The organism is Pseudomonas sp. W17 (assembly GCF_040268305.1).
In the GTDB taxonomy this organism is placed as follows: domain Bacteria; phylum Pseudomonadota; class Gammaproteobacteria; order Pseudomonadales; family Pseudomonadaceae; genus Aquipseudomonas; species Aquipseudomonas protegens.
The window spans coordinates 4,098,103-4,121,999 of record NZ_CP158490.1 but is presented as its reverse complement, the minus strand read 5'-3'; the positions used below and the strand labels follow the sequence as shown (position 1 = coordinate 4,121,999).

26 protein-coding genes are annotated in these 23,897 nt (G+C 65.2%); 10 read left to right on the top strand and 16 right to left on the bottom strand.

All coding sequences use genetic code 11. The annotated features are described in order from the left end of the window. Position 1: 1 nt before the first annotated feature. Both ABCR88_RS18955 and ABCR88_RS18950 read right to left on the bottom strand, forming a co-directional pair. Complete coding sequence (locus tag ABCR88_RS18955) at positions 2-331, bottom strand: DUF2834 domain-containing protein (protein ID WP_011060740.1); 330 nt, start codon at positions 329-331, stop codon at positions 2-4. A gap of 14 nt (positions 332-345) precedes the next feature. Further along, positions 346-747, bottom strand: coding sequence for a DUF6713 family protein (locus ABCR88_RS18950; RefSeq protein WP_041117504.1), 402 nt, complete (start codon positions 745-747; stop codon positions 346-348). A gap of 144 nt (positions 748-891) precedes the next feature. Here ABCR88_RS18950 and ABCR88_RS18945 point away from each other — a divergent pair, with 144 nt between their 5' ends. Continuing rightward, positions 892-1,344 (top strand): GNAT family N-acetyltransferase, encoded by a 453-nt coding sequence (locus tag ABCR88_RS18945; RefSeq protein WP_041117506.1) that lies wholly within the window; start codon positions 892-894, stop codon positions 1,342-1,344. A 6-nt stretch (positions 1,345-1,350) separates the two neighbouring features. Next, the gene (locus ABCR88_RS18940) at positions 1,351-2,202 is read left to right on the top strand and encodes a helix-turn-helix transcriptional regulator (protein ID WP_041117507.1); all 852 of its coding nucleotides are present in this window, start codon (positions 1,351-1,353) and stop codon (positions 2,200-2,202) included. Here the strand turns inward: ABCR88_RS18940 and ABCR88_RS18935 are convergent. Together ABCR88_RS18935 and ABCR88_RS18930 are read right to left on the bottom strand one after the other, a co-directional pair. Next, positions 2,199-2,939, bottom strand: coding sequence for a TetR/AcrR family transcriptional regulator (locus tag ABCR88_RS18935; RefSeq protein WP_350023972.1), 741 nt, complete (start codon positions 2,937-2,939; stop codon positions 2,199-2,201). The genes ABCR88_RS18940 and ABCR88_RS18935 overlap by 4 nt on opposite strands. 152 nt (positions 2,940-3,091) lie before the next feature. Further along, entirely contained in the window at positions 3,092-3,466 is a 375-nt protein-coding gene (locus ABCR88_RS18930; RefSeq protein WP_041117510.1) for a DUF2784 domain-containing protein, read from the bottom strand. Between the two features lie 205 nt (positions 3,467-3,671). On the opposite strand from ABCR88_RS18930, the gene ABCR88_RS18925 reads away from it, so the two are divergent. Beyond that, a complete protein-coding gene (locus ABCR88_RS18925; RefSeq protein ID WP_232512102.1) occupies positions 3,672-3,917 on the top strand; it encodes a hypothetical protein in 246 nt (81 codons plus the stop codon). 15 nt (positions 3,918-3,932) lie between these two features. Here ABCR88_RS18925 and ABCR88_RS18920 read toward each other — a convergent pair whose 3' ends face one another. The 4 genes from ABCR88_RS18920 to ABCR88_RS18905 all read right to left on the bottom strand — a co-directional run bounded on the left by ABCR88_RS18920 (position 3,933) and on the right by ABCR88_RS18905 (position 9,121). Then, complete coding sequence (locus ABCR88_RS18920; RefSeq protein ID WP_350403073.1) at positions 3,933-5,696, bottom strand: FAD-dependent oxidoreductase; 1,764 nt, start codon at positions 5,694-5,696, stop codon at positions 3,933-3,935. A 359-nt stretch (positions 5,697-6,055) separates the two neighbouring features. Further along, complete coding sequence (ppnN, locus tag ABCR88_RS18915; RefSeq protein ID WP_041117516.1) at positions 6,056-7,429, bottom strand: nucleotide 5'-monophosphate nucleosidase PpnN; 1,374 nt, start codon at positions 7,427-7,429, stop codon at positions 6,056-6,058. Between the two features lie 225 nt (positions 7,430-7,654). Further along, a complete protein-coding gene (locus tag ABCR88_RS18910; RefSeq protein ID WP_350403070.1) occupies positions 7,655-8,320 on the bottom strand; it encodes a suppressor of fused domain protein in 666 nt (221 codons plus the stop codon). A gap of 51 nt (positions 8,321-8,371) precedes the next feature. After that, positions 8,372-9,121 carry an NAD-dependent deacylase gene (locus ABCR88_RS18905; protein ID WP_210693157.1) on the bottom strand — a complete coding sequence of 250 codons (750 nt, stop codon included), beginning with the start codon at positions 9,119-9,121 and terminating at the stop codon, positions 8,372-8,374. A gap of 182 nt (positions 9,122-9,303) precedes the next feature. Between ABCR88_RS18905 and ABCR88_RS18900 the strand changes: the two genes are divergently transcribed. Continuing rightward, complete coding sequence (locus ABCR88_RS18900) at positions 9,304-9,708, top strand: response regulator (protein ID WP_011060751.1); 405 nt, start codon at positions 9,304-9,306, stop codon at positions 9,706-9,708. Positions 9,709-9,741: 33 nt separating this feature from the next. Here ABCR88_RS18900 and ABCR88_RS18895 read toward each other — a convergent pair whose 3' ends face one another. Beyond that, a complete protein-coding gene (locus ABCR88_RS18895) occupies positions 9,742-10,611 on the bottom strand; it encodes an oxaloacetate decarboxylase (RefSeq protein ID WP_350403067.1) in 870 nt (289 codons plus the stop codon). A gap of 436 nt (positions 10,612-11,047) precedes the next feature. On the opposite strand from ABCR88_RS18895, the gene ABCR88_RS18890 reads away from it, so the two are divergent. Beyond that, positions 11,048-12,175 (top strand): saccharopine dehydrogenase NADP-binding domain-containing protein, encoded by a 1,128-nt coding sequence (locus ABCR88_RS18890; RefSeq protein WP_325985907.1) that lies wholly within the window; start codon positions 11,048-11,050, stop codon positions 12,173-12,175. 7 nt (positions 12,176-12,182) lie between these two features. Here the strand turns inward: ABCR88_RS18890 and ABCR88_RS18885 are convergent, their stop codons facing one another. The 3 genes from ABCR88_RS18885 to ABCR88_RS18875 form a co-directional block, all read right to left on the bottom strand. Then, complete coding sequence (locus tag ABCR88_RS18885; RefSeq protein ID WP_350403065.1) at positions 12,183-13,508, bottom strand: hypothetical protein; 1,326 nt, start codon at positions 13,506-13,508, stop codon at positions 12,183-12,185. Positions 13,509-13,624: 116 nt separating this feature from the next. Next, complete coding sequence (locus ABCR88_RS18880) at positions 13,625-14,572, bottom strand: sensor domain-containing diguanylate cyclase (RefSeq protein WP_041117528.1); 948 nt, start codon at positions 14,570-14,572, stop codon at positions 13,625-13,627. A 3-nt stretch (positions 14,573-14,575) separates the two neighbouring features. Further along, positions 14,576-15,565: a response regulator gene (locus ABCR88_RS18875; protein ID WP_011060756.1), complete on the bottom strand. Its 990-nt coding sequence runs from the start codon at positions 15,563-15,565 to the stop codon at positions 14,576-14,578. A gap of 786 nt (positions 15,566-16,351) precedes the next feature. Between ABCR88_RS18875 and ABCR88_RS18870 the strand changes: the two genes are divergently transcribed. Then, entirely contained in the window at positions 16,352-16,888 is a 537-nt protein-coding gene (locus ABCR88_RS18870) for a DUF4174 domain-containing protein (RefSeq protein WP_041117531.1), read from the top strand. Between the two features lie 75 nt (positions 16,889-16,963). Here ABCR88_RS18870 and ABCR88_RS18865 read toward each other — a convergent pair whose 3' ends face one another. Next, positions 16,964-18,139, bottom strand: a complete 1,176-nt coding sequence (locus tag ABCR88_RS18865; protein ID WP_041117533.1) for an aspartate aminotransferase family protein — start codon at positions 18,137-18,139, stop codon at positions 16,964-16,966. A gap of 100 nt (positions 18,140-18,239) precedes the next feature. Between ABCR88_RS18865 and ABCR88_RS18860 the strand changes: the two genes are divergently transcribed. Continuing rightward, positions 18,240-19,187, top strand: coding sequence for a LysR family transcriptional regulator (locus ABCR88_RS18860; RefSeq protein ID WP_041117535.1), 948 nt, complete (start codon positions 18,240-18,242; stop codon positions 19,185-19,187). Here the strand turns inward: ABCR88_RS18860 and ABCR88_RS18855 are convergent. The 3 genes from ABCR88_RS18855 to ABCR88_RS18845 are packed head-to-tail and all read right to left on the bottom strand — an operon-like array spanning position 19,139 to position 20,907. Further along, a complete protein-coding gene (locus ABCR88_RS18855) occupies positions 19,139-19,645 on the bottom strand; it encodes an NUDIX hydrolase (RefSeq protein ID WP_041117537.1) in 507 nt (168 codons plus the stop codon). The two genes, ABCR88_RS18860 and ABCR88_RS18855, sit on opposite strands and share 49 nt — an antisense overlap. A gap of 7 nt (positions 19,646-19,652) precedes the next feature. Next, positions 19,653-20,360, bottom strand: coding sequence for an NUDIX hydrolase (locus ABCR88_RS18850; protein ID WP_015635207.1), 708 nt, complete (start codon positions 20,358-20,360; stop codon positions 19,653-19,655). 1 nt (position 20,361) lies between these two features. Next, positions 20,362-20,907: an adenylyltransferase/cytidyltransferase family protein gene (locus ABCR88_RS18845; protein WP_041117539.1), complete on the bottom strand. Its 546-nt coding sequence runs from the start codon at positions 20,905-20,907 to the stop codon at positions 20,362-20,364. Positions 20,908-21,090: 183 nt separating this feature from the next. On the opposite strand from ABCR88_RS18845, the gene ABCR88_RS18840 reads away from it, so the two are divergent. From ABCR88_RS18840 to nadE, 3 genes are read left to right on the top strand one after another with little or no spacing between them, the layout of a single operon-like run. Beyond that, complete coding sequence (locus tag ABCR88_RS18840) at positions 21,091-21,738, top strand: nicotinamidase (RefSeq protein WP_041117541.1); 648 nt, start codon at positions 21,091-21,093, stop codon at positions 21,736-21,738. A 9-nt stretch (positions 21,739-21,747) separates the two neighbouring features. Next, positions 21,748-22,977, top strand: a complete 1,230-nt coding sequence (pncB, locus tag ABCR88_RS18835) for a nicotinate phosphoribosyltransferase (RefSeq protein WP_041117543.1) — start codon at positions 21,748-21,750, stop codon at positions 22,975-22,977. 1 nt (position 22,978) lies between these two features. Next, a complete protein-coding gene (gene nadE / locus ABCR88_RS18830; RefSeq protein WP_041117545.1) occupies positions 22,979-23,806 on the top strand; it encodes an ammonia-dependent NAD(+) synthetase in 828 nt (275 codons plus the stop codon). The last annotated feature ends 91 nt before the right edge of the window (positions 23,807-23,897 follow it).

Below are 23,897 nucleotides of genomic sequence, written 5' to 3'. Positions count from 1 at the left end.
CTCAAGCGCCGCCGGCCAGTGGCTGCCGGGGCGGGCGCAGGTCGCGAACCACCAGGTACAGCAAGGGGCCGATGGAGACGAAGACCGCCGTCAGCAGCAGATAGGGCAGCACCGAACGCCAGGAGCGCCCACGGGCGCGGGCGTCTCCCAGCATCCACGCAGCCGCCAGCAGCGCCATCAGGTACAGGTCGATCACCACTTGTGCGGTGTCCGGGCGCGACAGCAGTTGCAGGCCGAATTGCAGCAGCGACTGTTCGGCCTGGAACAGGCAGTACAGGGTGTAGGCACTGAAGCCCAGTAGAGCCAGCAGGGCGGGGTAAGGGTGGCGCATGGCGCAGTCCTCGATCAGGGATGGGCAGGGTGTACGGCGCGGCGGTTGCGGGTGGCCAGGCCCAGCAGCAGATACAGCAGGCCGGCTGCGCCACAGCCAAAGATCAGGCTTTGCGACAGCAGGGAGTCGAACAGGTACAGCGGGTCGTCGCGCAGGCGTTGATGCAACCCGGCATGCACCAGGGCGAGCGCCGCCAGCCACTGGCGGGCAAGCTCGCGCACGCGACGGCGCCGGTGGCCGCACAGCTGGGCCAGCCCGGCACACAGGGGGACGTGCAGGGCAATGAACAGGTGCTGCCCGAGCATGGGGTCAAGGTCGCGCAGGCCATACAGCAGGCGCCATTCACGCTGCGCCACGGCATCCAGCTCATGGCCGGCGAACAGCCCGATGCAGAGTCGCCAGAGTGTGTTTTTCACGGTGAAAATCCTTGAACAAGCGGGAGCGAACAGGCTAAGTGGCAAGCCTGTTGTCACTCAATGACCCCCCAGGTCATAGACAGTGGGGCGCTTCAGGCTGTCAGCTGGGGCGGCGCGACTTTCACTTTCAAGGATTGAACAGCGATGACTTCCAACCAGCAGGCTCCCGGCGCAGGCCGGGTGATCCGCGTGGCCGGGCCCGATGATGTGCCGGCCATGCTCGAGTGCGACACCTATGCCCAGGCCCACGCCAGCCGGGGCGATGCCGTGCGTGTGGCGGTGGGCCGTGGCCAGGGTTGGGTGGAGGTGGCGGCCGGCCGGGTCGTCGGCTGCCTGCTGCTGAACCATGATTTCTTCGACCATGGCTTCGTGTCCCTGGTGGTGGTGGCGCCGGGGCAGCAACGCCAGGGCGTGGCTCGGCGCTTGCTTAGCGCCGCCGAGCAGGCCTGTCGTACGCCCCGGCTGTTCATCTCCACCAACCAGTCGAACCTGGCGGCCCGGGGCCTGATTGCCAAGGCCGGTTTCCAGCCCAGTGGGGTGATCGAAAACCTCGACGAGCAGGACCCCGAGCTGATCTTCTGCAAGCGTGTGGGCTGAGCCGGGATGCCTGTGCCCGACAGCGGTCGCGCCGCCATGCCCTGCACCCTTGAAGTTCCCCGCGCCGGGTCCTTGCCGGTGGGCGCACAGTTGCGCCAGTTACGGCGCCAGGCGCGCTTGAGCCAGTTGGATCTGGCGTTGCAGGCGGGGATTTCCCAACGCCACCTGAGCTGCGTCGAGACCGGTCGCGCCCAGCCCAGCCCGGCCTTGCTGGATGCACTGCTGACCACCCTGGACACCCCCTTGCCCCAGCGCAACCGGGTGTTCCTCGCCGCAGGCTATGCGCCGCGCTACGCCGCCTTGCCCCTGGCCGACCCCGGCCTGGCGCCGGTGCGCGCAGCGCTGATGCACCTGCTCAAGGCCAACAACCCGGCGCCAGCGATCGTCATCGACAGTGGCTGGCAAGTGCTGGCGGCCAATCAGGCTACCGCGGCGCTGTTCCAACTGCTGGGGTTGTCGCAACACGCCATGGAACAGGGCTTCAACCTGTTGACGGCCCTGCTGGAGCCCGGTGGTTTCGGTGACTGCCTGATCAATGCCGAGGAGGTGCGCCAGGTGGCCTGGCAGCGGGCCTCCCGAGAAGCCATGGGCGACCCCGGCTTGGCGGCGCTGTTGGCCGGCCTGCCGTTCCCCGGAGAGTCGCCGGCGACCCCGAGTCCGGCCGAGCCGTTGCTGCTGACGCGGGTGCGCGGGCCCGGGGGCGAGCTGCGTTTTCTGTCCACCTTCACCACCTTCGGCATGCCCCAGGACATTACCGTGGCGTCGCTGCGCATCGAACACCTGATTCCCGCTGACGAGCCGACCTGGCAGGCCCTGACCCTGGCCTGCGAACGCCTGGGCGAACTCGAACCGGGTTAGATCGCCAGGGCCTGGGCCGGCAGCCCCTGGGCGCTCGCCAGCGCCGGCAGTGCCCCGGCCAGCACCATGCGGGTCAGGGTGGCCGCGACGCTCTGGAAGTCCCTGCTGGAGGGCTGGGCTACGCCGCTCATCAGGGCGATCTGCCAGCCCAGGGCGGGGTAGGTCTGGGTCGCCGCTCCTATGAACAGCAGCAGGTGCTCCGGGGCAATGGCGCAGATCAGGCCGCGTTCGGCCCAATTGCGCAGGCAAGCGATTTCACTGCGGTTCTGCGCCTCCAGGCTTTCACGCCAGGCCTCTGGCAATTGCTGCGCGCCGTGCAGCAACTCGCTGCAGAGAATCTTCGAACGCAGGGGGAAATCCTCGACGATCTGCATCCGCGTCTCGATGTAGGCCTGCAACGCCTGCGCCGGATCGGCCTCCGGATGCAGCAGCCGCGACGCCTGGTGCAAGGGTTCCAGCAGGGGCTGCAGGACTTCGGCGTAGAGGTTTTCCTTGGTGTGGAAGTAGTAGTACAGGTTGGCCTTGGGCACCCCGGCGCGCAGCGCGATATCCAGGGTCTGGCAGGCACTGAAGCCCTTGGCGGCGAACTCGTTGCGGGCGGCATCGAGGATCAGTTGCCGATGCCGCAGGCGCGAGCGGCGTTCCTGGCGGGCTGGCGCTGGCACCCGGGGCGCTGCCGAGTCGGCCTCAAGCGCCTGCGGGGTCAGGTAAAACGGGGTGGACGAGGGGCAGTGCATGGGCAAATCTCGGGGGTGTGAAATCGCAATATAAAAAAGTATATAGCGAAACACCTGCCTCAGGCGCCGGCGCTGCTGTCTCGGCTGTTTCGTAGAGGGGCGAACAGAGGAGGCAAGGCCGGAACGGTGAGTCGTTCCGGCTGGCGGCAGGCTCAGGCGCGGCGCTTGCGCAGCCAGCGTCGGGCCAGGTAGCCGTAGACCCAGAGGTTGATCAGCAGCACCAGGCTACCCAGCCACAGCTGAATGCCCGGGGTCAGCCCGGCGGGGTAGATCAGCGGAATCAGGTAATGCTCGATGAAGCCGGCGCCGTAGCCGTCCTGGCCGGCGGCGTGGCGCAGCAGGTTTTCCCAGCGGGTCAGCGGGCACTCCAGGTGCAGCACTTCCACTGCCACGCCCCAGGCCGCGGCGGGCAGGTGCAGCAGCATCAGCTGCGGGTGGCGCAGCACCAGCAGGCCGCCCAGCAGCACGAAGACGATAAAGGAGAGGTGAAACAGCACCAGGCTGTCGGCGGCAATACGGTAGAGCATGGGGGTTCCTTGTAGGGGGCAGATCCGTGGCGCAGGCGCCGGGGCGCAATATACCGAGGGCCGGTGGGCGGTGGCAGTGTTTCTTCGTGGTGCAGGAAAAAAGTCCGGCTCGCAATCGATCGGGCCCGCCTTTGCGCTACCTATACTGCCGGAACGCCAGGGCGACCTGTCGAGCCTGGCGCGGCCTTTGCGGGAGGTACATGCCTTGCGGCCAACGATGCTCTGCTGCCGCCACGGGGTCCTGGTGCTGGTCCAGGACCATGACCGGGAAGGCCTGCAGGCCCAGACCCGACGGGACCTGGGCGCGGCCTTCGATCAGGCCTGGGCCAGGCAGTTGCATGACCCCGAGCATGGGGTCATGGCCGGGGTGTATTGCCTCGGCCAGCAGCTCGAACGCCAGCTGCAGGCGCCGTTGGTCAATGATGACGCCGGCAATGGCCGGGGGCCCTGAACCCGTCCTGGCGGTTCAGCCGCGGGTGGCCTCGGCACCAGGATCCAGCGGCACTTCGTAGTCACTGACCCCGGCCGCATGGCGCCCGGCGATGTAGCCGAAGGTCATGGCCGGCCCCAGGTTGATACCGCCTGAGGGATAGAAGCCGCCCATCACGCTGGCCATGTCGGTGCCTGCGGCATACAGCCCGGGGATCGCCGTGCCGTGCGAATCCAGCACCTGGGCCTGGGCGTTGGTCTTGAGCCCGGCAAAGGTGCCGAAGCTGCCGGGCAGCACTTTCACCGCGTAGAAAGGCCCCTGTTCGATGGGCGCCACGCAGGGGTTGGGCCCGGGATACAGGGCGTCGCCCTGCTTGCGATTGTAGGGCGTCGAGCCGCGGCCGAACTCGGGGTCCTGGCCGTTGCGGGCATGCTGGTTGAATGCCTGCACCGTGGCCGCGAGGCCCTGGGGGTCGATGCCGCACTGGCTGGCCAGGGCCTGGATGGAGTCGGCCCTTACCAGGTAGCCGCTGCGCACCAGCGGCCCCACCGGCAGGGGGAAGGGGCGGGCATAACCCAGGCCGTAACGGCGCTGGAAGCGGTGGTCGCAGATCAGCCAGGACGCCACTTCCTCGCCCGCGGGAACCGCCTCCAGCATGGCCGCGGTGTAGTCGTAGTAGCCGTCCGCCTCGTTGACGAAACGCTTGCCGTTGGCCAGCACGCCGATCAGCCCGGGTTTGGCCCGGTCGATGATGTGGGGAAAGTGGCCGATGCTGCCGTCGGCATGCCGCACCCGAGAGACGGGGGCCCAGGCCACCGGGCTGGCAAGGTCCGTGGCCAGCACGGCACCGGCCTGTTCGCCGAGGCGGATGCCGTCGCCGCAGCAACTGCGCGGCGGCAGAGCCAGGTGCTCGTCCGGCCCCGGGGCGCGGGGAAACAACGCCTGGCGCCGGGGCAGGTCATTGGCGAAGCCGCCGGCGGCCAGCAGCACTCCGCGCCGGGCGCGGATTTCCCGCGGCCCCTCAGGCGTGTCCACCAGGGCGCCCTGCACGCCCTGGCTATCGCGCAGCAGCGAGCGGGCCGGGGTGGACTCCAGCAAGTTGACCCCCAGGTCCTCAGCGGACTTGCCCAGACGGCCGATCAGCGCCACACCGTTGACCAGGTGCATGGCCCGGCCGTGTAGCGCCAGGTCCCGCAGGTGGCGGGCAAAGCGCCCGGCCACATGCAGCAGCGACCTGAAGGATCGGGTCATGCTGAGAAAGGCCCCCAGGTCGGCCCCGGCCATGATCGGCATGCCCAGGAACGAGGTTTCCCGCAGGGTCTTGCGCAGCCGCTTGAGCAGTGGGCCGATGGCCCGGGCGTCATACGGCGCGGCGATCACCTGATGGCCCTCGATCCCGGCCCCGGGCACCTGGCCGTGGATATCCGGGATGCCATTGCCGTCGACGAATTGCAGGGCCGTGTGCTGTTCGAAGAAGGCCACCATCTGCGGCCCGTTATCCAGAAAGGCGTCGATGCGTGCGGCATCGTAGCGCTCCCCCAGCTCATGCTTGAGGTAGGTGCGCGGTTGCTGCGGGTTTTCATGGATGCCGGTGCGGCGTGCCAGGGGATTGCCCGGCACCCACATCCAGCCGCCGGACCAGGCGCTGGCACCGCCAAAAGTGGAATCCTTTTCCACAACTATCACCTTCAGGCCATGCCACGCAGCGGTCACCGCACAGGCCAGGCCGGCGGCGCCGGAGCCGATCACCAGCAAGTCACAATCCAGGGGCGGGAGGGTTGCAGTGGTCACGTTGCTCACAGTGGCAGGGCCTTTTTTGAATTATGATAAAAGTGGAATCAAGTTCCATTAATATGAAAAACTATTCCACACTGCCTGGGAAGCTGTCAAACCGCGAGGAGGACCAGGCAGGCTCATTAGTGCAGGGGAGCAGAAGGCGCTTTTAGTTACGGGGGCACCTTCTGGAGGGGCTGCCGGAAGGGCAGGAAGGCGATATCGCTCAGGCGGGAAAGTCAGAGTGGCCAGCAGGCCTCTTTGTGCTGCTCAAGGACGCAAGGCCGCTGCACAGAGGTGCTTGCGCTGCGGGTGGGTGCCGGGCAAAAAAAACGCCGCGTTCCCAGGCAGGGAACGCGGCGTTGTTCAAGGCAGCAGGGCAGGGCTCAGTTGACCACGCGGTAGCACGGTACGTAGGCGGCGCCGCCGGGCAGCTTCATGCGGTGCTGCTCGACGAAGGCTTTGAGCAACTGGTCCAGGGGCTGCATGATCGCCGGGTCGCCGTGGATGCTGTACGGGCCTTTCTGCTCGATCAGGCGGATACCCTGGTCCTTGACGTTGCCGGCGACGATGCCGGAGAACGCACGACGCAGGTTGGCCGCCAGTTCGTGGGGCGCCAGGGCATGGCTCAGTTGCAGGTTGGCCATGTTTTCGTGGGTCGGATCGAAGGGGCGCTGCAGGCTCTCGTCGATCTTCAGCAGCCAGTTGAAGTGGAAGGCGTCGTTGCGTTCGCGGCGGAACTGCTTGACGGTCTTGAGCCCCTCGGTCATCTGCCGCGCCACTTCCGGCGGGTTGTCGATGATGATCTGGTAGTGCTGGCGCGCCGCTTCGCCCAGGGTTGCCAGGACGAAGGCGTTGAGCTGCTCCAGATAGGGCGCCGCGCTCTTGGGGCCGGTGAGGATCACCGGGAAGGGCAGGTCGCGGTTGTCCGGGTGCATCAGGATGCCCAGCAGGTAGAGGAACTCCTCCGCGGTGCCGGCGCCGCCGGGGAAGATGATGATGCCGTGGCCGACGCGGACGAAGGCTTCCAGGCGCTTCTCGATGTCCGGCAGGATCACCAGCTCGTTGACGATGGGGTTCGGCGCCTCGGCGGCGATGATCCCCGGCTCGGTCAGGCCCAGGTAGCGGCTGCCGCTCATGCGCTGCTTGGCATGGGCGATGGTTGCGCCCTTCATCGGGCCCTTCATTACGCCCGGGCCGCAGCCGGTGCAGATGTCCAGCTTGCGCAGGCCCAGCTCGTGGCCGACCTTCTTGGTGTATTTGTATTCCTCGGTATTGATCGAGTGGCCGCCCCAGCACACCACCATCTTGGGCTCCACGCCGGGGCGCAGGGTGCGGGCGTTGCGCAGCAGGTGGAAGACGTAGTCGGTGATGCCCTGGGAGCTGTCCAGATCAATGCGCTGGCTGTCCAGTTCGTTCTCGGTGTAGACGATGTCGCGCAGGGCGCTGAAGAGCATTTCCCGGGTGCTGGCGATCATCTCGCCATCAACGAAGGCATCGGCCGGCGCGTTCAGCAGTTCCAGGCGCACGCCGCGATCCTGCTGGTGAATGCGCACTTCGAAATCGTGGTAGGCGTCGAGGATGGTCTTGGCGTTGTCGACGTGGGCGCCAGTATTGAGGATGGCCAGGGCGCACTGGCGGAACAGGGTATAGATGCTGCCGGAACCGGCGGCGCTGAGCTGTTGCACTTCACGTTGCGAGAGGGTCTCCAGGCTGCCTTTCGGGCTCACCGAAGCATTGATCACTTGTCTTTGCGGCATTCATCCATTTCCTGAAAGCGTCGCCACCGCACCATGCGCGGCCAGTGGCGAAAAAATAGCGGGGCAGTGAACAGAGCCACCGGTACGGGGCTTGGTTTCCAGCGGCAGGGCAAGAAAGCAAACGTCGTCGCGAGATTGTTCGCTGCTTGAATCTACCTCATGCGGGCCCGGCGTGGCGGGAAAAATGACGATCCGCCCTGGTCGTGGCGGATTTTTCACCGGCCTTCAGCACAGGCTGGCCCGGTTCGGGTCCAGCACCGGCGCAGCCCCGCCCTGGGCCAGGCGCTCCATCAGGGCCGGGTAGCCCTCGGCCTGGCCCCAGGCGTGTTCGGCCAGGGTCAGGCCGATGATCTGCAGAAAGCTGAAGCGCCCGCTCAGCAATTGCCGGGGGCCGGCAAAACCCGGCGCGGGGATGAACAGCAGTGCCTGCAACAGGCTGTCGCCGCCATTGATCGGTTCGCCGGTACGCATGCGGTCCCATTCGCCCAACGGCGGCTGCTCGCCAAAACGGCCGGCGGCCAGCAGCAACTGGTAGGCGCAGAAATTGCGTAACAGGCGCAGGGCCCAGGGTGACTGTTCGCGGGTTTCCAGCAGCAGCTCGTGGCCCATGCCGGATTCGCCATCGGCATCGGGCCGGGCATCTTCCCAGGCATTGGACAGGCCCGAAGTGACGTACAGCCAACTGCTGCGCCCGGCATTGGGCGGTGATTCGAAGACCCCGTGGCTGAGCCAGCGCGGATCGACGTCGTGCTGGCCAAAGACCTGGCTGAACAGCGCCATGTCCAGGGGATAGATGCCCGGGCCCAGTGCGCCGAACAGCGCCGGGTAGATCTGTTCTTCACGTTGCGCCCAGGCGGCTTCGAGCCATGAAGAGTCGGGGGATTGCGGCATGTGAAAGCGTCCTTGAACAGAAGCGGCGGCCCGGCTTGAGCCGCCAGGGAATCAGGCAAAGGCCTGGCGCAATAGTTCCGGCAGCAACTGCCCGGCCTTGCCCTCCAGGCTGTATTCCTCGGCTCCGGTGCAAGCCTGGGGCTGGGGGTTGATATGCACCACGCAGGCGCCGTGCTGCAGCGCCAGTTGGGGAATTCGCGCCGCCGGCTGGACCAGCCCGGAGGTGCCCACCGACAGCAGCAGATCGCATTCTTCGGCGGCGTTGAAGGCGGCCTTGAGGGTTGCCTGGGGCAGGGGTTCGCCGAACCACACCACCCCGGGGCGGATCTTGCCGTTGCAACCGGTGCAGCGCGGCGGCTCCAGGCTGGCGCCCTGTTCCGGCAAGTCCGGCAAGGGCAGTTGGCCCTTGAACGGGCGGTTGCAGGCAAAGCACTTGGGGGTGTGCAGGCTGCCGTGCAGGTGCAGCACCGAGGGGCTGCCGGCGCGTTCGTGCAGGTCGTCGACGTTCTGGGTGATCAGGGTCAGGCGCGGCACCCGCCGGGCCAGTTCGGCCAGGGCCAGATGGGCTGGATTGGGCTGGGCCTGGAGCACTTTCTGGCGTCGCCATTCATACCAGCCCCAGACCAGCGCCGGGTCTTCGCGAAAGGCTTGCACGGTGGCCAGGCGCGCCGGGTCGAAGTGTTCCCACAGGCCGGTCAGGGCGTCACGAAAGGTCGGGATGCCGCTTTGCGCCGAGACCCCGGCACCGCTGAATACCACCACATGCCGGGCCTGGGCCAGGCGCTTGGGATCGAACTGCATGGTTGAAGATGTTCCTGCCGTGGGTGAAAGAACGGGGCGCCCGCTTCCGCGTGCGGATCGGACCGGTACTAAAAACGCGCCGGCCTTGCAGCGTAAATGAATTTATCGTCAAGGCGCCGCTCATAACTCTTGTCAGCGGTCCTGTGTGTAGCCGCCTCAATCCGTCAGGGAGTGTCACCCTCATGAACCCAGCCACGCCAGTCAATCCCGGCGCCCAATCCCGTTTGATCCTGGTGGTGGAGGATGAGCCGACGGTGCTGGAGTTTCTCTGCGAGATCCTGCAGGACGAAGGGTTTGCCACCCAGGCGATGGACAGCGCGGATCGGGCCTGGGAATTCCTGCAGGAACAGGCCGCGGACGTGGCCCTGCTGCTCACCGATATCACCATGCCCGGTACCCTCAATGGCGCGAGCCTGAGCAATTTGTGCGGCGAGCGCTGGCCGCAGTTGCCGATCGTGGTCATGTCGGGTTTCGAGACCCCCGAGAGTTCCGGGGTGCGTTATCCGGTGTCCTTCATCCGCAAGCCCTGGACCATCGGGCAGATCCTCGACTGCGTGGAAGGCGCGTTGAAATCGGCCCAGGGTTGAGGCGTGGCGCCTCACCCCGGCCAATCGCCGGTGTTACTCCTTGACGCTCATGAACTCCTTGGCCCAGACGATGTACTCCTCGGGCTGGGTGTAGGTGTGGGCCAGTTCGGTGGCGCTCAGGTCCGACGCCTGAGTGAAGGTCTGCCGCTGCTCGCGCAGGCAGTCGTAGGTGGCCTTGATCGCGGCGAAGTAGGCGGCATGACCGTCCACGGCGATCTTCACGCCCAGCTCGGCCAGGCGCGCATCGTCCCGTAGCGCCGGGTTGCCGTAGGTCACCAGCATCAGCGGCACGCTCAGGTGCTCGGAGATCTGTTCCAGCTGTTCGAAATCACGGATGCCCACCATGCAGATGGCGTCGGCGCCGGCACGCTCGTACTGCTGGGTACGGCTGATGATTTCCTGCACCGGAAGGATGCCGGCGTTGGTCCGGGCGATGATCGCCAGTTCCGGATCAACCCGGGCTTCCAGGGCGGCGCGGATCTTGCCGACGCCTTCGGCCACCGAGATGAGATCGGTGGATTTGCGCCCGAACTGGGCCGGCAGCAGGGTGTCTTCGATGGTCAGCGCGGCAATGCCGGCGCGTTCCAGTTCGACCACCGTGCGCATCACGTTCAGCGCGTTGCCATAGCCGTGGTCGGCGTCGGCGATGACCGGCAACTGCGCCACGCGGCCGATGCGGGTGGCCTGTTCGGCGAATTCACTGAGGGTGATCAGGGCGAAGTCGGGGGCCGCCAGCACTTGCAGCGAGGCCACCGAGCCGCCGAGGATGCCCACTTCGAAACCCAGGTCGGCGGCAATACGGGCAGACATCGGGTCGAATACGGAAGCGGTGTGGTAGCAGGAGTTGGAAGCGATCAGTTCACGGAAACCGCGGCGCAAATCTTGATGGGAAAGCCTGGACATAACAGCTCCGAGATAGGATCGAGAGATCGACCTTGAGGTCGAGTCAAATTTTGCAATCAGTTCCCTTGGCGAGCCGGGGAAAGAGCGGCTCACAGCGAAACGTTAGTTGGGCAGATGAAGATGAAACAAGGTGGGTAGCAAGGCGTCTTTATCCCGTTCGGTTGCGCGAACCGACGGGTTTATTATGCGAGGCCGACATAGCAGGACGAGGCTATCACGCTCCAGGGCCGTAGATGATGAGGATTTTGCATAGCATTATGCCGGACCGGCATTGGCATTTTTTTCTAACTGAATATTACAAGCACTTGCTAGGGGCGTTTCAGGGGCATGTCGAAGGTCGGCGGGGGCTTGTCGAGCGCTGGCAAATCCACCAAGCTGCCGCGCCTCGAATGGCAGCGTTAACGCTGCGCAACGGCTTAGTTCAAGGATGCAGGCAATGGCGCTCAGGGTGTTGGTGGTGGGTGGTTATGGCAATTTCGGCAGCATCGTCTGCCGCTATCTGATCCATACCCCTGGGGTGCATCTGCTGATTTCGGGGCGCGACCCGCACAAGCTCGCGGCCAAGGTTCAGGCCTTGCAGGCTGAGGGCGGGCAGCCCTGCGAAGGCTGGTGCGGCGATGCCATGGGGCCGCAATGGGCACCGGCGCTCAAGGCCCTTGAGGTGCACTGGGTGATCCATACCGGCGGGCCGTTCCAGGGCCAGTCCTACGCGGTGGCCCGGGGCTGCATCGAGGCCGGGGTCAACTACTGCGACCTGGCCGACTGTCGCCAGTTCGTGCGCGGCATTGGCACTCTGGATGAGGCCGCCCGGGCCGCCGGGGTGACGCTGCTCAGCGGCTGCAGCTCGGTGCCGACCCTGTCGGCGGCGATGATCGATGAACACCGTGAGCGTTTTTCCCGCATCGAGCGCATCGAGCACGGTATTTCCTCCTCGGCGAAGATGCCCGGCCTGTCCACCATCCAGGGCGTGCTGGCCTATGCCGGCAAACCCATCCTGCAACTCAAGGACGGCCGGCCGCACCCGGTGATCGGTTGGCAGGGCCTGACCCTGCGCAAGCTGCCCAGGCTGGGCACGCGGCTGGTGGCCAATGTCGATGTGCCGGACCTGGATTTGTTCGCCGAGCGCTACGGTGCCCACACCTTGAGCTTCCAGGCCGGCGCCGGGCTGAAGATCGCTGGGTTGGCCAATGCGCTGTTGGCCCAGGCGGTGAAGCTCGGCCTGGTGCGCGACCCGGCGCCCTGGGCGGCGCGCCTGCATCGCTGCGGCACCTGGTTCGAAGGTTTCGGAGATGGGCTCAGTGCCCTGTACATCGACGTGCACGGCCTGGGCCAGGACGGCCAGCCACTGTCGATGAGCGTGCAGCTCACCGCAACCCATGACCACGGGCCGGAGATTCCCAGCTGCGCGGCGGTGGCGGTGGTGCACAAGCTGCTCGCCGGCCATGTGCCGGCCCCGGGGGCCCGGTCCAGTGCCGGCGAGGTCAGCGTGGAGGAGTACCTGCGGGCGATCGACGATCCGGATCACCTGCAACTGCAAGTGAGTTTCTCGCGCCCGCCAGTTTAACCCCCGGTCACCACAGCAGCGGCTTGGCGAAGTCTTTCCAGAACAGCCAGCGCTGCACTTCAAGGTGCTCGCCGGTGCCGATCTGCCAATCCGGGCGCCCGGCGTCCAGGTCAAGCTTGACGATGATCCCGGCATAGGTGGCGGCCACCAGGGTCTTGCCATCGGGGCTGATGTCCATGGCGGTGAGGGTCGAGCCGATATAGTGCTGCCAGCGCTCTTCGCCGTTTTCACTGAAGGCCCGCAGGTAGCCGTAGGCGTCGCCGATGATGAATTCGTCGCCCCGTGACGCCGCGGCATACACCCGGGCGCCTTCCTGCAGCACCGGGGTGCGCGCATCGTCGCTGTAGAAATCGGTGGACAGCCCTGGCAGGTCGGCCACCGCCACTCCCACGCTGGCGCCACCATAGAAGTGGCAGGCGTTGAGCAGCAGGCGATCGCCGCGCTGGTTGAAATGGGCGAAATGCGGGTACTCGCTGGCGGGGCCGATCTGCGCTACCCGTTGCAACCTTGCATCGAACACCAGGTGCGAGCTGCTTTGCTCGCCCACGGCGATCCACTGGCCATCGGGCGACACCGCGCCATGCTCCATGCTCAGGCCGATGCCCAGGTCCTCGGGGGCGACGCCATCGGCCAGCTCTTGCTGCAGGTCTTCCAGGCTCGGCAGCAGGCGCGTGGCGCCCTCGGCCTGCAGGACGAAGATGCCGTCGGAGCTCACCAGCAGTACCCGGCGCCCGTCGGGGAAGGGAATCAGGCTGCTGGGGTTAGGGCGCCCGGTGTCTTCAAGCGCCACCCCCGCCGGCAGGTTCGCGTGGGGATCGGGCCAGGCAAAACTTGCCACCTCTGGCCCGTTCCAGCCGTCGGTGAGCTGGATGCCATCAGCCCGGGCCCAGGCGAAATAGCGCCGCTGGGGGCACATGCCGAAGCCTTCCACCTGCTCCAGAGGCTGGATCCTTGCGTCGTCGATATGCACCACTTCGCCAGCCTCGTAAGGTGCGCCGATGCGCGCCAGCAGGCTGCCGTCCGGCAACAGGGCCAGGGTCGGAATCATCCGTCCCTGGCTTTCCAGGCGTGGCGACAATGGGAAGTGCGCTGGCGGCCAGTCCTGGCGGAACGCCTGGCGCCGGGCTGCGTCGTAGGGCTCCTGGTTGCTCGCTTCCAGGGCCGCCTGCCAGTCTGGCAGCAGGTGCTCGGTGTCGGGCAAGTGCGGTTCCTTCAAGCCCTTCCAGCCGTCGCGGTTGCCGGTCTCGACATAGCGATTGATGTCACGGGCATAGGTCAGCACGGCTTGCTGCCATTGCTCTTGCGGGGAGTGGTTCGAATTCGACTGGGACATGCGCGCAGGACTCCTTGTGGCGCTGGGAAAGGCGTAGCAGACCGGGGATGGACCGGAAAAGCGCGCAGTTTATCCCTCGGGAGCGAGTTTTTTTCAGGTTTTTCCAGTGCTGCCGTTCAAGGCGCGTAGGTACTGACCCGGTTGCGCCCGGCGCGCTTGGAGGCGTACAGCGCCTGGTCGGCCCACTCGATCAGGCAGCGATGATCCCGGGCCGGACGGTCGAGGCAGGCGATGCCCAGGCTGATGGTGAAGGCGATGGCCTGGCCGTTGTGGATCACCTCCTGCTCTTCCACCGACTGGCGCAAGCGCTCGGCCAGGGTGCGGGCCCCGGCAAGGTCGGTGTGGGGCAGGAGAATGGCGAACTCCTCGCCGCCATAGCGCCCGGCCACATCGCTGTCGCGCACATGCTGGTGGATCAGCTCGGAGACGCGCTTGATCACTGCATCGCCGGCCTGGTGCCCATGGAGGTCGTTGATCGACTTGAAGTGATCGATGTCCAGCATCAGCAGGGCAATGCTGCTGCCGTGGCGGCTGTATTCGAACTGCAGGCGCTGTTCCCAGTGGCCGCGGTTGTAGAGCTGGGTCAGGTGGTCGGTGCGCGACAGGTGCTGCAACTGCTGGTTGGCCTTCTGCAAGGCCAGGCTGTTGATTGCCACGTCGGTCAGGTCGTAGATCACCAGGCAGACGTGGTGGATCTCGCTGTTGGAGGAACGCAGCGGCAGCAGGGTGGTGTTCTGGTACATGAACTCGCCCTGGCCGGTGATCGGCTGGTAGTTGTTGAAATGCACCAGGTACGGCCGCTGCTTCCAGATGGTGAAGGCCGGCGTGCCGAGGGCCACCACGCGCCCCACCTTGCGGGTGAACCAGGGGCGCTCGACCTCGGGGAACAGCTCGAAGAACGACTGGTCGATGGCCTGCTTGGAGGGCACCCCGGAGCGGTTCTCCATGAAGCTGTTCCACACCTGGACCCGGCACTCCAGGTCGAGCACGACGATACCCACGTCGATGCTCTGGACCACCGCCAGCAACCAGTGCAGTTCACTGAAATCCATTCTCTTGGGCATGGCTCAACTCATCAGGTAGGCGAGCTTCTGTTCCAGCAAGGCCATGGAGCCTTCGGTGAACAACAGCAACAGGTCGAAGTGGATGTTCTGTTCTTCCAGGCTGTAGCTGATCTCCACCGCCTGGGTCTTTTTCCAGCGCTGCTGGTTGAGCACGATCAGCTCGTCGATGGTGGTGTGTTCCCCCAGTACCTGGGGATGGCCCACGGAAAAGAACACATCCAGCTGGTCGGCGATGCTGCTCAGGCAGGCGCCGATCAGCACGCTGGAGAGGTCGATCAGCACTTCCATTTCCTGGTAGGGGTCGGTGCCTTGCTCTATCAACTGGGCGATGTCGGCCACTTCGGAGTCGTAGAACATCAGCAAGGCTTCGCCGGCGATGCCGCTGCCGATGTAGCTCTGGCAGATGGCGGTCAGTTGCCGGGCGCGGTTGGCATCGGCCAGCAGCATCTGCAACTCGCCGGCTTCCAGCACATTGACGTGGGGAATCGGCAGGTGCACGAAGACATCCAGGACCTTGGCGATCAGTGCCGCGGCGTAGCCCATGGAAACGTTGACGGTTTCCCGGAAGGCGTCGCGAAAGGTCACCACCGGTGCTGGCGAAGGGGCTGCCAGTGGCTTGGCGTCAGTGCTGTCCAGCAGTTGCAGTTCGTTGAGCAGGGCGCGCAGTTGCTGCGGGTCGAAGGGCTTCTTGAGGAAGGCCCGTGCGCCCAGCTCGCGGGTGCGGCGCACGGCTTCTTCTTGAATGTCGCCGGAGATGACAATGATCTGCGCCTCAATGCCTTCTTCCTGCACCGCACTCAAGACCTGGTAGCCGTCCATCACGGGCATGGTCAGGTCCAGCAGCGCCACCTTGCCCAGCCCGCGGCGCAGGGCTTCCAGGCCTTCGCGCCCGTTGCAGGCCTGGGTCACGGACACCCGCCACTCGCTGGGCAAGGTCCGCAGCACCTGCTTGCGGGCCATGCTCGAGTCATCGCAGATGAGGAGGGGGATCATCGGTATCGGACGCTCATTCGAAAAAACCCGTAAGGGATAGTGTTCGGTAATAGGGCGAGTTGCCGCTTTATAGTTGTGCTGTATCGGGCTGTCCGTGCCGCGCCGCACTATAGTTCCCTCGGCAATAAAAGAACAAGTAGTGATGGCTTCGGTTATTTGCTCCAGATCATTGTCTGCTGCAATTCAAGCAGGCCTGGGCATGTAACTTAGAGTTGTTGCAGGGCAGCAGTTAAAAGGCCGCGGCGGCCCGTGGGGTGGGCTGTGGCAAAAACCTGAGAGGCCTCTGTAAGCCTTGATGTAGACCGATTTTTCTATCGGGGTAGGGGATGTGCGCCTGTTTTCTGACGTTTGAAAAATGACACTTGAGGCATAAGTTTCAAACTTTCGGAGTCTTCTTGTTGATTGTTGCCGGAGGTTCTGCGAGTGGTTCGTTTCAATGGTTGTTAAGAGTGCTGGAACTGTGTGGGTTGAATGTGTCGTGCAGCGGCTCTTATAAACAACCCAGGGCCGCTGTTGTATTGATTCGAATATTAAAGAACGGGCGCAAGGCTGTTGGAGCGAGTGCTCCAGGGGCGTAGTTGTCGGGCTGCATATGCAACAAAACCTTACCGCGAACCTGGTTGTGCCAACCGCTCGAAGGGCGCCAGCCCCGGTCGTGCGCGGCCTGTGGCAAACCGACGACCAGCGCGGCGCCGTGGGCAAAAAAATGTCAGATTTTGAGTCCCGGCCTGGACCTTTTCCCGCAATGCGCAATCATTACTGCGTGGAAAACATAAGGAGAGACGCATGTTCATTCGGTCATTGACCTTCGCTACTCTGCTCGCTGTTGCCGGCCCTGTCCTGGCGGCCGACAACGACGGCCCATTGACCCAGGACCTGGGCAAGTCACGGCCACTGATCGTGATTGCCCCCAGCACCGTCGATCCGACCCTGGTGAGCCTGAAGAAGTCCCTGGAAGAGCCGGCTACCCGTCAAGCCTTCAACGAACGCAACATGGTCCTGTACACGGTGATCAACACCATTGGCCAGCGCGATGGCAAGGACATCGACCCGCAATCCACCATGGCCCTGATCCGCAGCCTCAAGCTGGGCGCCGGGGCGCAGACCAAAGTGATCCTGGTAGGCAAGGACGGCGAGAAGAAGCTGGAGCACTCCGGGGCCATCGAGCTCAAGGAAGTCTTCAGTGCCGTCGACCAGTTGCCGGCGGCGGAGAAACAGGCCGCAGCGCCGGCTCCGGCCCCCGAGCCGGAGACCAAGCCGGCCAATGCCAAGGCCGGCAAGGCGGCCAAGCCCGCCGCAGCGCCCAAGGCGCTGGACGACTGAAGCCCATGGGCGGAGGCCGGGGCAGGCGCTGACCGCCCCGGTGCCTGCCGACTGCATTGCCCCGCCTCGCCCAGGCTAGAACGCCTCCAGGGTCTGACGCAGCCCATCGACGATCATCTCCACTTCCTGCCCATCGATCACCAAGGGTGGCAGCAGGCGGATGGTGGTGCCCCGGGTGACATTGATCAGCAGCCCGTGGTCACGGGCGGCGACCTGCACCAGCTCTCGGGCCGGCTGCCGCAGTTCGATGCCCACCATCAGCCCCAGTCCGCGAATCTCCCGCACTGCCGGATGTGCCGCCAGTTCCTCGCGCAGCCGCCGCAGCAGTTGGGCACCGCGCTGTTCGGCGTTGGCCAGCAACTGCTGGTCCTCGATGACGTCCAGTACGGTGCAGGCCGCGCGGCAGGCCAGGGGGTTGCCGCCGAAAGTGCTGCCGTGGCTGCCCGGGGTAAACAGCTGGGCAGCCTTGCCCCGGGCCAGGCAGGCGCCGATGGGAATGCCGTTGCCCAGGCCCTTGGCCAGGGTCATCACATCCGGCACCACGTCTTCGTGCTGGCAGGCAAACCAGCGCCCGGTGCGGCCGATGCCGCTCTGGATCTCGTCGAGCATCAGCAGCCAGTTGCGCCGGGTGCACAGCTCGCGCACGGCCTTGAGGTAGCCGGGTGGGGCCAGCTGGATGCCGCTTTCCCCCTGGATCGGCTCCATCAATACGGCACAGATGCGTGGAGCATGCTCGGCGACGGCCGATTCCAGGGCGGCCAGATCGCCGAAGCGCACCTTGAGAAAACCGCCTGGCAACTGGCCGTAGCCCAGGCGCACTGCCGGGCCGTCGCTGGCGGCCAGGGTGGCCAGGGTCCGGCCATGAAAGGCGTTTTCCATGACCACCACCAGGGGCTGCTCGATGCCTTTGTGCCAGGCGTGCAGGCGTGCCAGCTTGAGGGCGGTCTCGTTGGCCTCGGCCCCGGAATTGTTGAAGAACGCCCGGTCCATGCCGCTCAACTGGGTCAGCTTGGCGGCCAGTTGCTGCTGCCAGTGGATGTCGTAGAGGTTGGAGCTGTGCAGCAGCAGGCCGGCCTGTTCGCTGATGGCGCCGACCAGCCGTGGGTGGCTGTGGCCGATACCGGTCACCGCGACCCCGGCGATGGCGTCCAGGTATTCTCGCCCGGCCTGGTCCCAGAGACGGCTGCCCAGGCCTTTGCAGAAGCTCAGCGCGAGGGGTTGGTAGGTGCTCATCAGGCAGGCGGCGGTCATGGCGGGCGGCTCCATCTTGGGGGTGTGCTATCAGTATCGTTAGCCATCCAGGCTAGATAAACTCGCTATTTCTTTGATCATCTTGAAGTCAGGGTTGATAATGGATCTGTTCCAGGCAATGTCGGTGTACGTCAAGGTGGTGGAGGCGGGGAACATGACCGCCGCGGCCCGGGAATGCGGCATGTCCACCACCATGGTGGGCAATCACCTGCGGGCCCTGGAGCAGCGCCTCGGGGTGCGTCTGCTCAACCGCACGACACGGCGCCAGCGGCTTACCGATTTTGGCCGTGATTACTACCAGCGCTGCCTGGCGGTGCTGGGGCTGGTGGCGGACTCCGAGCGCCTGGCGGAGCAGGCCCAGGGCGAACCCACCGGCACCTTGCGCATCACCGCACCCCTGACCTTCGGCACCGAACGCCTGGCGCCAGCGCTGGACGAGTTCCGCCAGCGCTGCCCCCAGGTCAAGGTCGAGCTGACCCTGGCCAACCAGCGCTTCGATCTGACCGATGGCACCTTCGATGTGGCTGTGCGCCTGGGCAACCTGGACAACTCCTCGCTGATAGCCCGGCGCCTGCAGGACTACACCCTGACCATCTGCGCTGCGCCGGAGTATCTGCAGCGCTGCGGCACGCCCCAGGTCCCCGAGGACCTGCAGCGGCACAACTGTCTGGCATTCGCCTATCCGGCCGGTGATGAGTGGAGCGCCACCGCCACCCTGTGGCCGTTGCGCGGGCCTGAAGGCGATGTGCAGATTCCGGTGTCGGGGTCATTGCTGACCAACACCTCGTCCGGCCTGCATCGTGCGGCGCGGGGTGGCCTGGGGCTGGTGATGATGCCCGATGCGCTGGTGGAGGAAGACCTGCAGCAGGGCCGGCTGGTACCGGTGCTGCAGGACTATCAGTTGCCCTTTCGGACGATGCACCTGCTCTATGCCCAGGACCGCTATCGCTTGCCCAAGCTGCGCAGCTTTGTCGACTTTGCCCTGGAAAAATGGGGGCGTCAGGCCGACTCGCTGGCCAGCAGCATCATCGCCGCCGACAGCGTGTGACCATCGGTGATCTGGCCGGCGGCGATCATTGCCAGCAACTCCTGGCGGCTGGCCCACAGCACATGGTCCACTTCGCCATCGGTGGCGGCGGCCTGCTGCTCGGCGATCTGCACCTGGCACACCGCCACGGCGCTGGCGATCAGCGAGGTGTTGCTGTGCAGCAGCCCCAGCTGGCGTACCTCTGAGGCTTGCCAGCCGGTTTCCTCCAGCAGTTCCCGGGCCGCCGCGTCGCAGGCGCTTTCCCCGGCATCGATGGCGCCCCGGGGAAACTCGATGGACTGGCCACCGATGGCCCGGCGCCGCAGGTTGACCAGCATCAGTCGGCCATCGGCCAGGGTCGGCACGGCCACGACGCCGTTCACCGCCTGGGCTTCCTTGATGATGAAGTAGCTGTTTTCACGGACCACCTTGAAGTACGGGGTTTGCAGCAGGCACTGGGTGTCGGGGGTGGAACTCATGGGGCTATCACTCCAGGAAACAACGATCGAACAAATACAGCTCGGCGGGCTTGAGCTGCTCCACGGTGGCCTGGGGCCGGCCGCCGTCGCCGCTCTTCTTGCGCCCGGTGTCGCGCAGGTAGCCGGCCTCGCTCATCTTCAGCAGGCGCTGGCGGATGCTGGTCTTGAGCACCGGACGCTGCAGCACCAGGGAGAAGATGCTCACCGCCTCGGGGGCGCTGAACTCGTTGCCGAGAAACATCAGCGGCAGGCTGCTGTACAGGGATTTGGAAAACAGCCGCTCGTGCACCTGGGCTACCAGGGCGTTGTGGTCGAAGGGCAGCTTGAAGGCACCGCTGGCCACCTCGTCGAGGGCGAAGAAGCCCTGTTGCGCGGCGGGCTCCACCGGCTCGCTGAGGATTCCCAGGTAGAAGGTCGAGGACGACCAGCAGCGCGGGTCGCGAAAGGCGTCGCCCACCGTGCCCACCTGTTCCAGCCAGGCCAGGGGCATGTCCACCTTGCTCGAACGGCGCAGGCGTTCCACCGCGTCATTCAGGCTGCGGTCTTCGACGTCGCCGTTGACCACGATGCCCGGCAGCGCCCAGTGCCCGGCGAAGGGCTCAGCATCCCGTTGATGGAGGAGGATCTGCAGCTCGCCGCGTTCGCGGTGATAGCGCAGCAGGCACAGGTCGATGGTGTGCAGGTAGGCGCTGGGGAGGGTGGTGCGGTCGTGCATATCAACTTCCGTGGACGGCGTAGAGGCCGTAGTTTAGCGGATTCATTCCCGGGGCCAGCCATTGCCCGGGCGGCGTTTCGCCACGGGCCAGGCATTGGCGCAACACGCTGCTGCGCACCCCGGGCTGCTCTTCGATGCAGAGGACGGAAAAGCGCCGCAGCAGTTCCTCGCCGCGATGGAACCTGGGCAACTGGCGCGCCACGTCTTCGCCCACCACCAGGGCGATGCGTTTGCCGTCCAGGGCCAGGTCGTCAGCCAGGCGTTGCAACAGGGTGAAGCTGTAGACCGGGCCCGGGTCGGCCAGGGCCAGTTGCCGTTCCAGGCGGCTGACTGCCAGCTCGGCGTCGCACTCTGGCTGCAGGTGCGCGGTGATTGCCTGCAACCAGCTGGCGCGCTGCTCGAAGTCGGCCATGCGCTTGCCGTCCGGGTGGCGGAAGCTGGGCACCACCAGTACCCGGCGGGCATGGCGGGCGGCTTCGAGCATCACCTGGGCGTGCCCGGCATGGGGCGGGTTGAAGGCGCCGCCATAGAGGGCCAGTTCAAACATCTGCTTTTCCTCGATTGGTACATGACATGTACCTTAGCATCGCTTTTGTCAGTGGGAAATAATCTTCTGCACCTTATTTGTGCGTGTTTATTGAATTTGGTTCGAGAAAAATAAAACGTTCAGGGCCTTGCTATGAAAGTACATGACATGTACTTTGTGTTCCATGCAGAGGAGAGACCCAGCATGAGCAGCCAAACGATGAAGACCGCTTCCTTCGATGTCGATGCACAAAAGAGCTTCACCCCGCTGTGCCCGGACGAGTTGCCCGTGGCTGAAGGCGACCGCATCGGTGGCGAGCTGAATTTCATGGCGACCCTGGCCAGCCTGCGTATCGGCAGCAAGGACGCCCACAGCCCCCAGGCGCCCTGGGTGGTGGCCGGGCACGCCCAGATGCTCCAGCCCACGGGCCTTGAACATGCCGATCTGACCTGGGTCAGCCACTGCGTTCCGGGCACTGAAGGCTTCACCCTTTTGGACGAACTGCCTGCGCCCTATGACTACGACTACTTCGTGTGGAAGGGCGTGGAGCCGGACCTGCATCCCTACGGCGCCTGCTACCACGACCTGCACGGCAAGCTGTCCACCGGGGTCATCGAGTACCTCAAGGGCCAGGGCGTACAGCAAGTCATAGTCGGCGGCCTGGCGTTGGATTTCTGCGTCAAGACCACTGCCCTGCAACTGGCCGCTGCCGGTTTCAAGGTGCTCATTCACCTGCCGGCGTGCCGGGCCATCAGCGCCGAGGGCGCTACCCAGGCCATCGCCGACATGCAACAAGCGGGCATCACGGTTGCCGCGACCCGCGAAGAAACCGCCAGATTGGCCAAGGTTTGAGGAGTCACCATGGAAAGTGCATTTGACCGCAACAACGGCGTGATCCAGAGCCTGCTGGATACCGACTACTACACCTTCACCATGATGCAGGCGGTGTTGCACCAGCACCCCAATGTGGACGTGGAATACCAGTTCATCGTTCGTTCCAGAGAGTCCCTGGTGCACCTGATCCCCGAGATCCGCCAGGAGCTGGAAAAGCTTGCCGGCCTGCAGATGCGCGAAGGCGAACAGCGCTTTTTGTTCAACAAGCGCTTTCGTGAATACCTGACCCCTGACTTCGAACAGTTCCTCGGCCTGTTCCGCTTCAACCTGCGCTACATCCACGTGGCGGCGGTCGACGGCCAACTGAGCATCCGCGTCCGTGGCCCGATGCTGCACTGCATCATGTTCGAACAGCCGGTACTGGCCATGGTCAGCGAGCTGCGCAACCGCGACAAGTACCCGGAGGTAGAGCTTGAAGACGTCACTCGCCGGCTCTACCAGAAGTTCGAATGGCTGGAGAAAAACGCCAGCCGCGACGAGCTTGCCCAGTTCCGCGTTTCGGATTTCTCTACCCGCCGGCGCCTGTCGTTCAAGGCCCAGCGCGAAGTGGTGAAGATCATGCGCAGCGATTTCCCCGGGGTCTTCGTCGGCACCAGCAATGCGCACCTGGCCTATGAGTTCGACCTGCCACTGATCGGCACCATGGCCCACCAATGGCTGATGGTGCACCAGCAACTGGGGCGGCTGCGCGAGAGCCAGAATGCGGCCCTGGAGAATTGGGTGCACGAGTACCGCGGGCGCCTGGGCATTGCCCTGACCGACTGCATCAGCACCGATTTCTTCCTCAAGGACTTCGACCTGTACTTCGCCAAGCTCTACGACGGCCTGCGCCAGGATTCCGGGGACCCGATCCTCTGGGCCGACAAGGTCCTGGCCCGCTACCGGGAACTGGGCATCGACCCTCGGACCAAGGACCTGATGTTTTCCGATGGCCTGAACTTCGAGAAATGCCTGCCGATCCTGCGCCACGTGCGTGGCCAGGCCCGCTTCGGTTTCGGCATGGGCACCAGCCTGGCCTGTGATGTGGAGGGCGTGGAGCCGCTGAGCATCGTGATGAAGCTGGTGCGGGTGCATGGCGAACCGGTGGTGAAGTTCTCCGACGACCCGATCAAGAACGTCTGCGAAGATCCGTCGTTCCTCCGGTACGCGGCCCAGGTGTTCAACGTCGATCTTGCCCACTCGCCCCTGGAGGCCTGACATGAGCAATTCAACCCAAGCACGCATCGCCCGGGAACTGGGCATCGACCGGCAACTGGTTCGCGGTGGCGAGGCCGCCGAGATTGCCCGGCGTGTGGCCTTTATCCAGCAGGTACTGCGCGAGTCTGGATGCAGCACCCTGGTACTGGGCATCAGTGGCGGGGTGGATTCCCTGACCGCCGGCCGCCTGTGCCAGTTGGCGGTGGAGCAGATGCGCGCCGCGGGGCAGGAGGCCCGTTTCATCGCCATGCGCCTGCCTTATCGGCAACAGGCGGATGAAAGTGATGCCCAGGCTTGCCTGGACTTCATTGGCCCGGACGCGGTGAGCACTTGCAACATTGCCGACAGCGTCGAGGGCCTGATGAACCAGGTGCGGATCGACGGCCTGCAGCCTTCGCCGGCCCTCACGGACTTCGTCAAGGGCAACGTCAAGGCCCGGGCGCGGATGCTGGCCCAGTACGCGGTGGCCAACTTCAGCAACGGCCTGGTGGTGGGCACCGACCACGGCGCCGAGGCCCTGATGGGTTTCTTCACCAAGTACGGCGACGGCGCCTGCGACCTGGCCCCGCTGTCGGGGCTGACCAAGACCCAGGTGCGGCTGCTGGCCGAGGCCCTCGGCGCGCCAAGGCATCTGGTGTACAAGGCGCCCACCGCGGACCTGGAGGAACTGGCGCCGGGCAAGCTGGACGAAACGGCTTACGGTTGCAGTTACGCAGAAATCGATGCCTACCTGATGGGCCAACCGGTGCCCGATAGCGTGCGCCAACTGATTGAAAGCGCCTACCGGCGCACCGCTCACAAACGCGCCTTGCCCCGCAGTCCCGCCTGAGCCGACGCCTTCGCTGGCAAGCCGGCTCCTACTCCATCACCCCCGGCCGTAGGAGCTGGCTTGCCAGCGAACAACCGCGCCAGCCAAGCGC

Coding starts and splice junctions, on each gene's coding strand:
- ABCR88_RS18880 (WP_041117528.1), bottom strand. CDS start 14,572: ATGCCCAAGAGAATGGATTTCAGTGAACTGCACTGGTTGCTGGCGGTG.
- ABCR88_RS18850 (WP_015635207.1), bottom strand. CDS start 20,360: ATGCACGACCGCACCACCCTCCCCAGCGCCTACCTGCACACCATCGAC.
- ABCR88_RS18895 (WP_350403067.1), bottom strand. CDS start 10,611: ATGTCCAGGCTTTCCCATCAAGATTTGCGCCGCGGTTTCCGTGAACTG.
- ABCR88_RS18885 (WP_350403065.1), bottom strand. CDS start 13,508: ATGTCCCAGTCGAATTCGAACCACTCCCCGCAAGAGCAATGGCAGCAA.
- ABCR88_RS18855 (WP_041117537.1), bottom strand. CDS start 19,645: ATGAGTTCCACCCCCGACACCCAGTGCCTGCTGCAAACCCCGTACTTC.
- ABCR88_RS18935 (WP_350023972.1), bottom strand. CDS start 2,939: ATGCACTGCCCCTCGTCCACCCCGTTTTACCTGACCCCGCAGGCGCTT.
- ABCR88_RS18940 (WP_041117507.1), top strand. CDS start 1,351: ATGCCTGTGCCCGACAGCGGTCGCGCCGCCATGCCCTGCACCCTTGAA.
- ABCR88_RS18840 (WP_041117541.1), top strand. CDS start 21,091: ATGAGCAGCCAAACGATGAAGACCGCTTCCTTCGATGTCGATGCACAA.
- ppnN (WP_041117516.1), bottom strand. CDS start 7,429: ATGCCGCAAAGACAAGTGATCAATGCTTCGGTGAGCCCGAAAGGCAGC.
- ABCR88_RS18875 (WP_011060756.1), bottom strand. CDS start 15,565: ATGATCCCCCTCCTCATCTGCGATGACTCGAGCATGGCCCGCAAGCAG.
- nadE (WP_041117545.1), top strand. CDS start 22,979: ATGAGCAATTCAACCCAAGCACGCATCGCCCGGGAACTGGGCATCGAC.
- ABCR88_RS18910 (WP_350403070.1), bottom strand. CDS start 8,320: ATGCCGCAATCCCCCGACTCTTCATGGCTCGAAGCCGCCTGGGCGCAA.
- pncB (WP_041117543.1), top strand. CDS start 21,748: ATGGAAAGTGCATTTGACCGCAACAACGGCGTGATCCAGAGCCTGCTG.
- ABCR88_RS18900 (WP_011060751.1), top strand. CDS start 9,304: ATGAACCCAGCCACGCCAGTCAATCCCGGCGCCCAATCCCGTTTGATC.
- ABCR88_RS18930 (WP_041117510.1), bottom strand. CDS start 3,466: ATGCTCTACCGTATTGCCGCCGACAGCCTGGTGCTGTTTCACCTCTCC.
- ABCR88_RS18865 (WP_041117533.1), bottom strand. CDS start 18,139: ATGACCGCCGCCTGCCTGATGAGCACCTACCAACCCCTCGCGCTGAGC.
- ABCR88_RS18890 (WP_325985907.1), top strand. CDS start 11,048: ATGGCGCTCAGGGTGTTGGTGGTGGGTGGTTATGGCAATTTCGGCAGC.
- ABCR88_RS18845 (WP_041117539.1), bottom strand. CDS start 20,907: ATGTTTGAACTGGCCCTCTATGGCGGCGCCTTCAACCCGCCCCATGCC.
- ABCR88_RS18955 (WP_011060740.1), bottom strand. CDS start 331: ATGCGCCACCCTTACCCCGCCCTGCTGGCTCTACTGGGCTTCAGTGCC.
- ABCR88_RS18905 (WP_210693157.1), bottom strand. CDS start 9,121: ATGCAGTTCGATCCCAAGCGCCTGGCCCAGGCCCGGCATGTGGTGGTA.
- ABCR88_RS18945 (WP_041117506.1), top strand. CDS start 892: ATGACTTCCAACCAGCAGGCTCCCGGCGCAGGCCGGGTGATCCGCGTG.
- ABCR88_RS18860 (WP_041117535.1), top strand. CDS start 18,240: ATGGATCTGTTCCAGGCAATGTCGGTGTACGTCAAGGTGGTGGAGGCG.
- ABCR88_RS18870 (WP_041117531.1), top strand. CDS start 16,352: ATGTTCATTCGGTCATTGACCTTCGCTACTCTGCTCGCTGTTGCCGGC.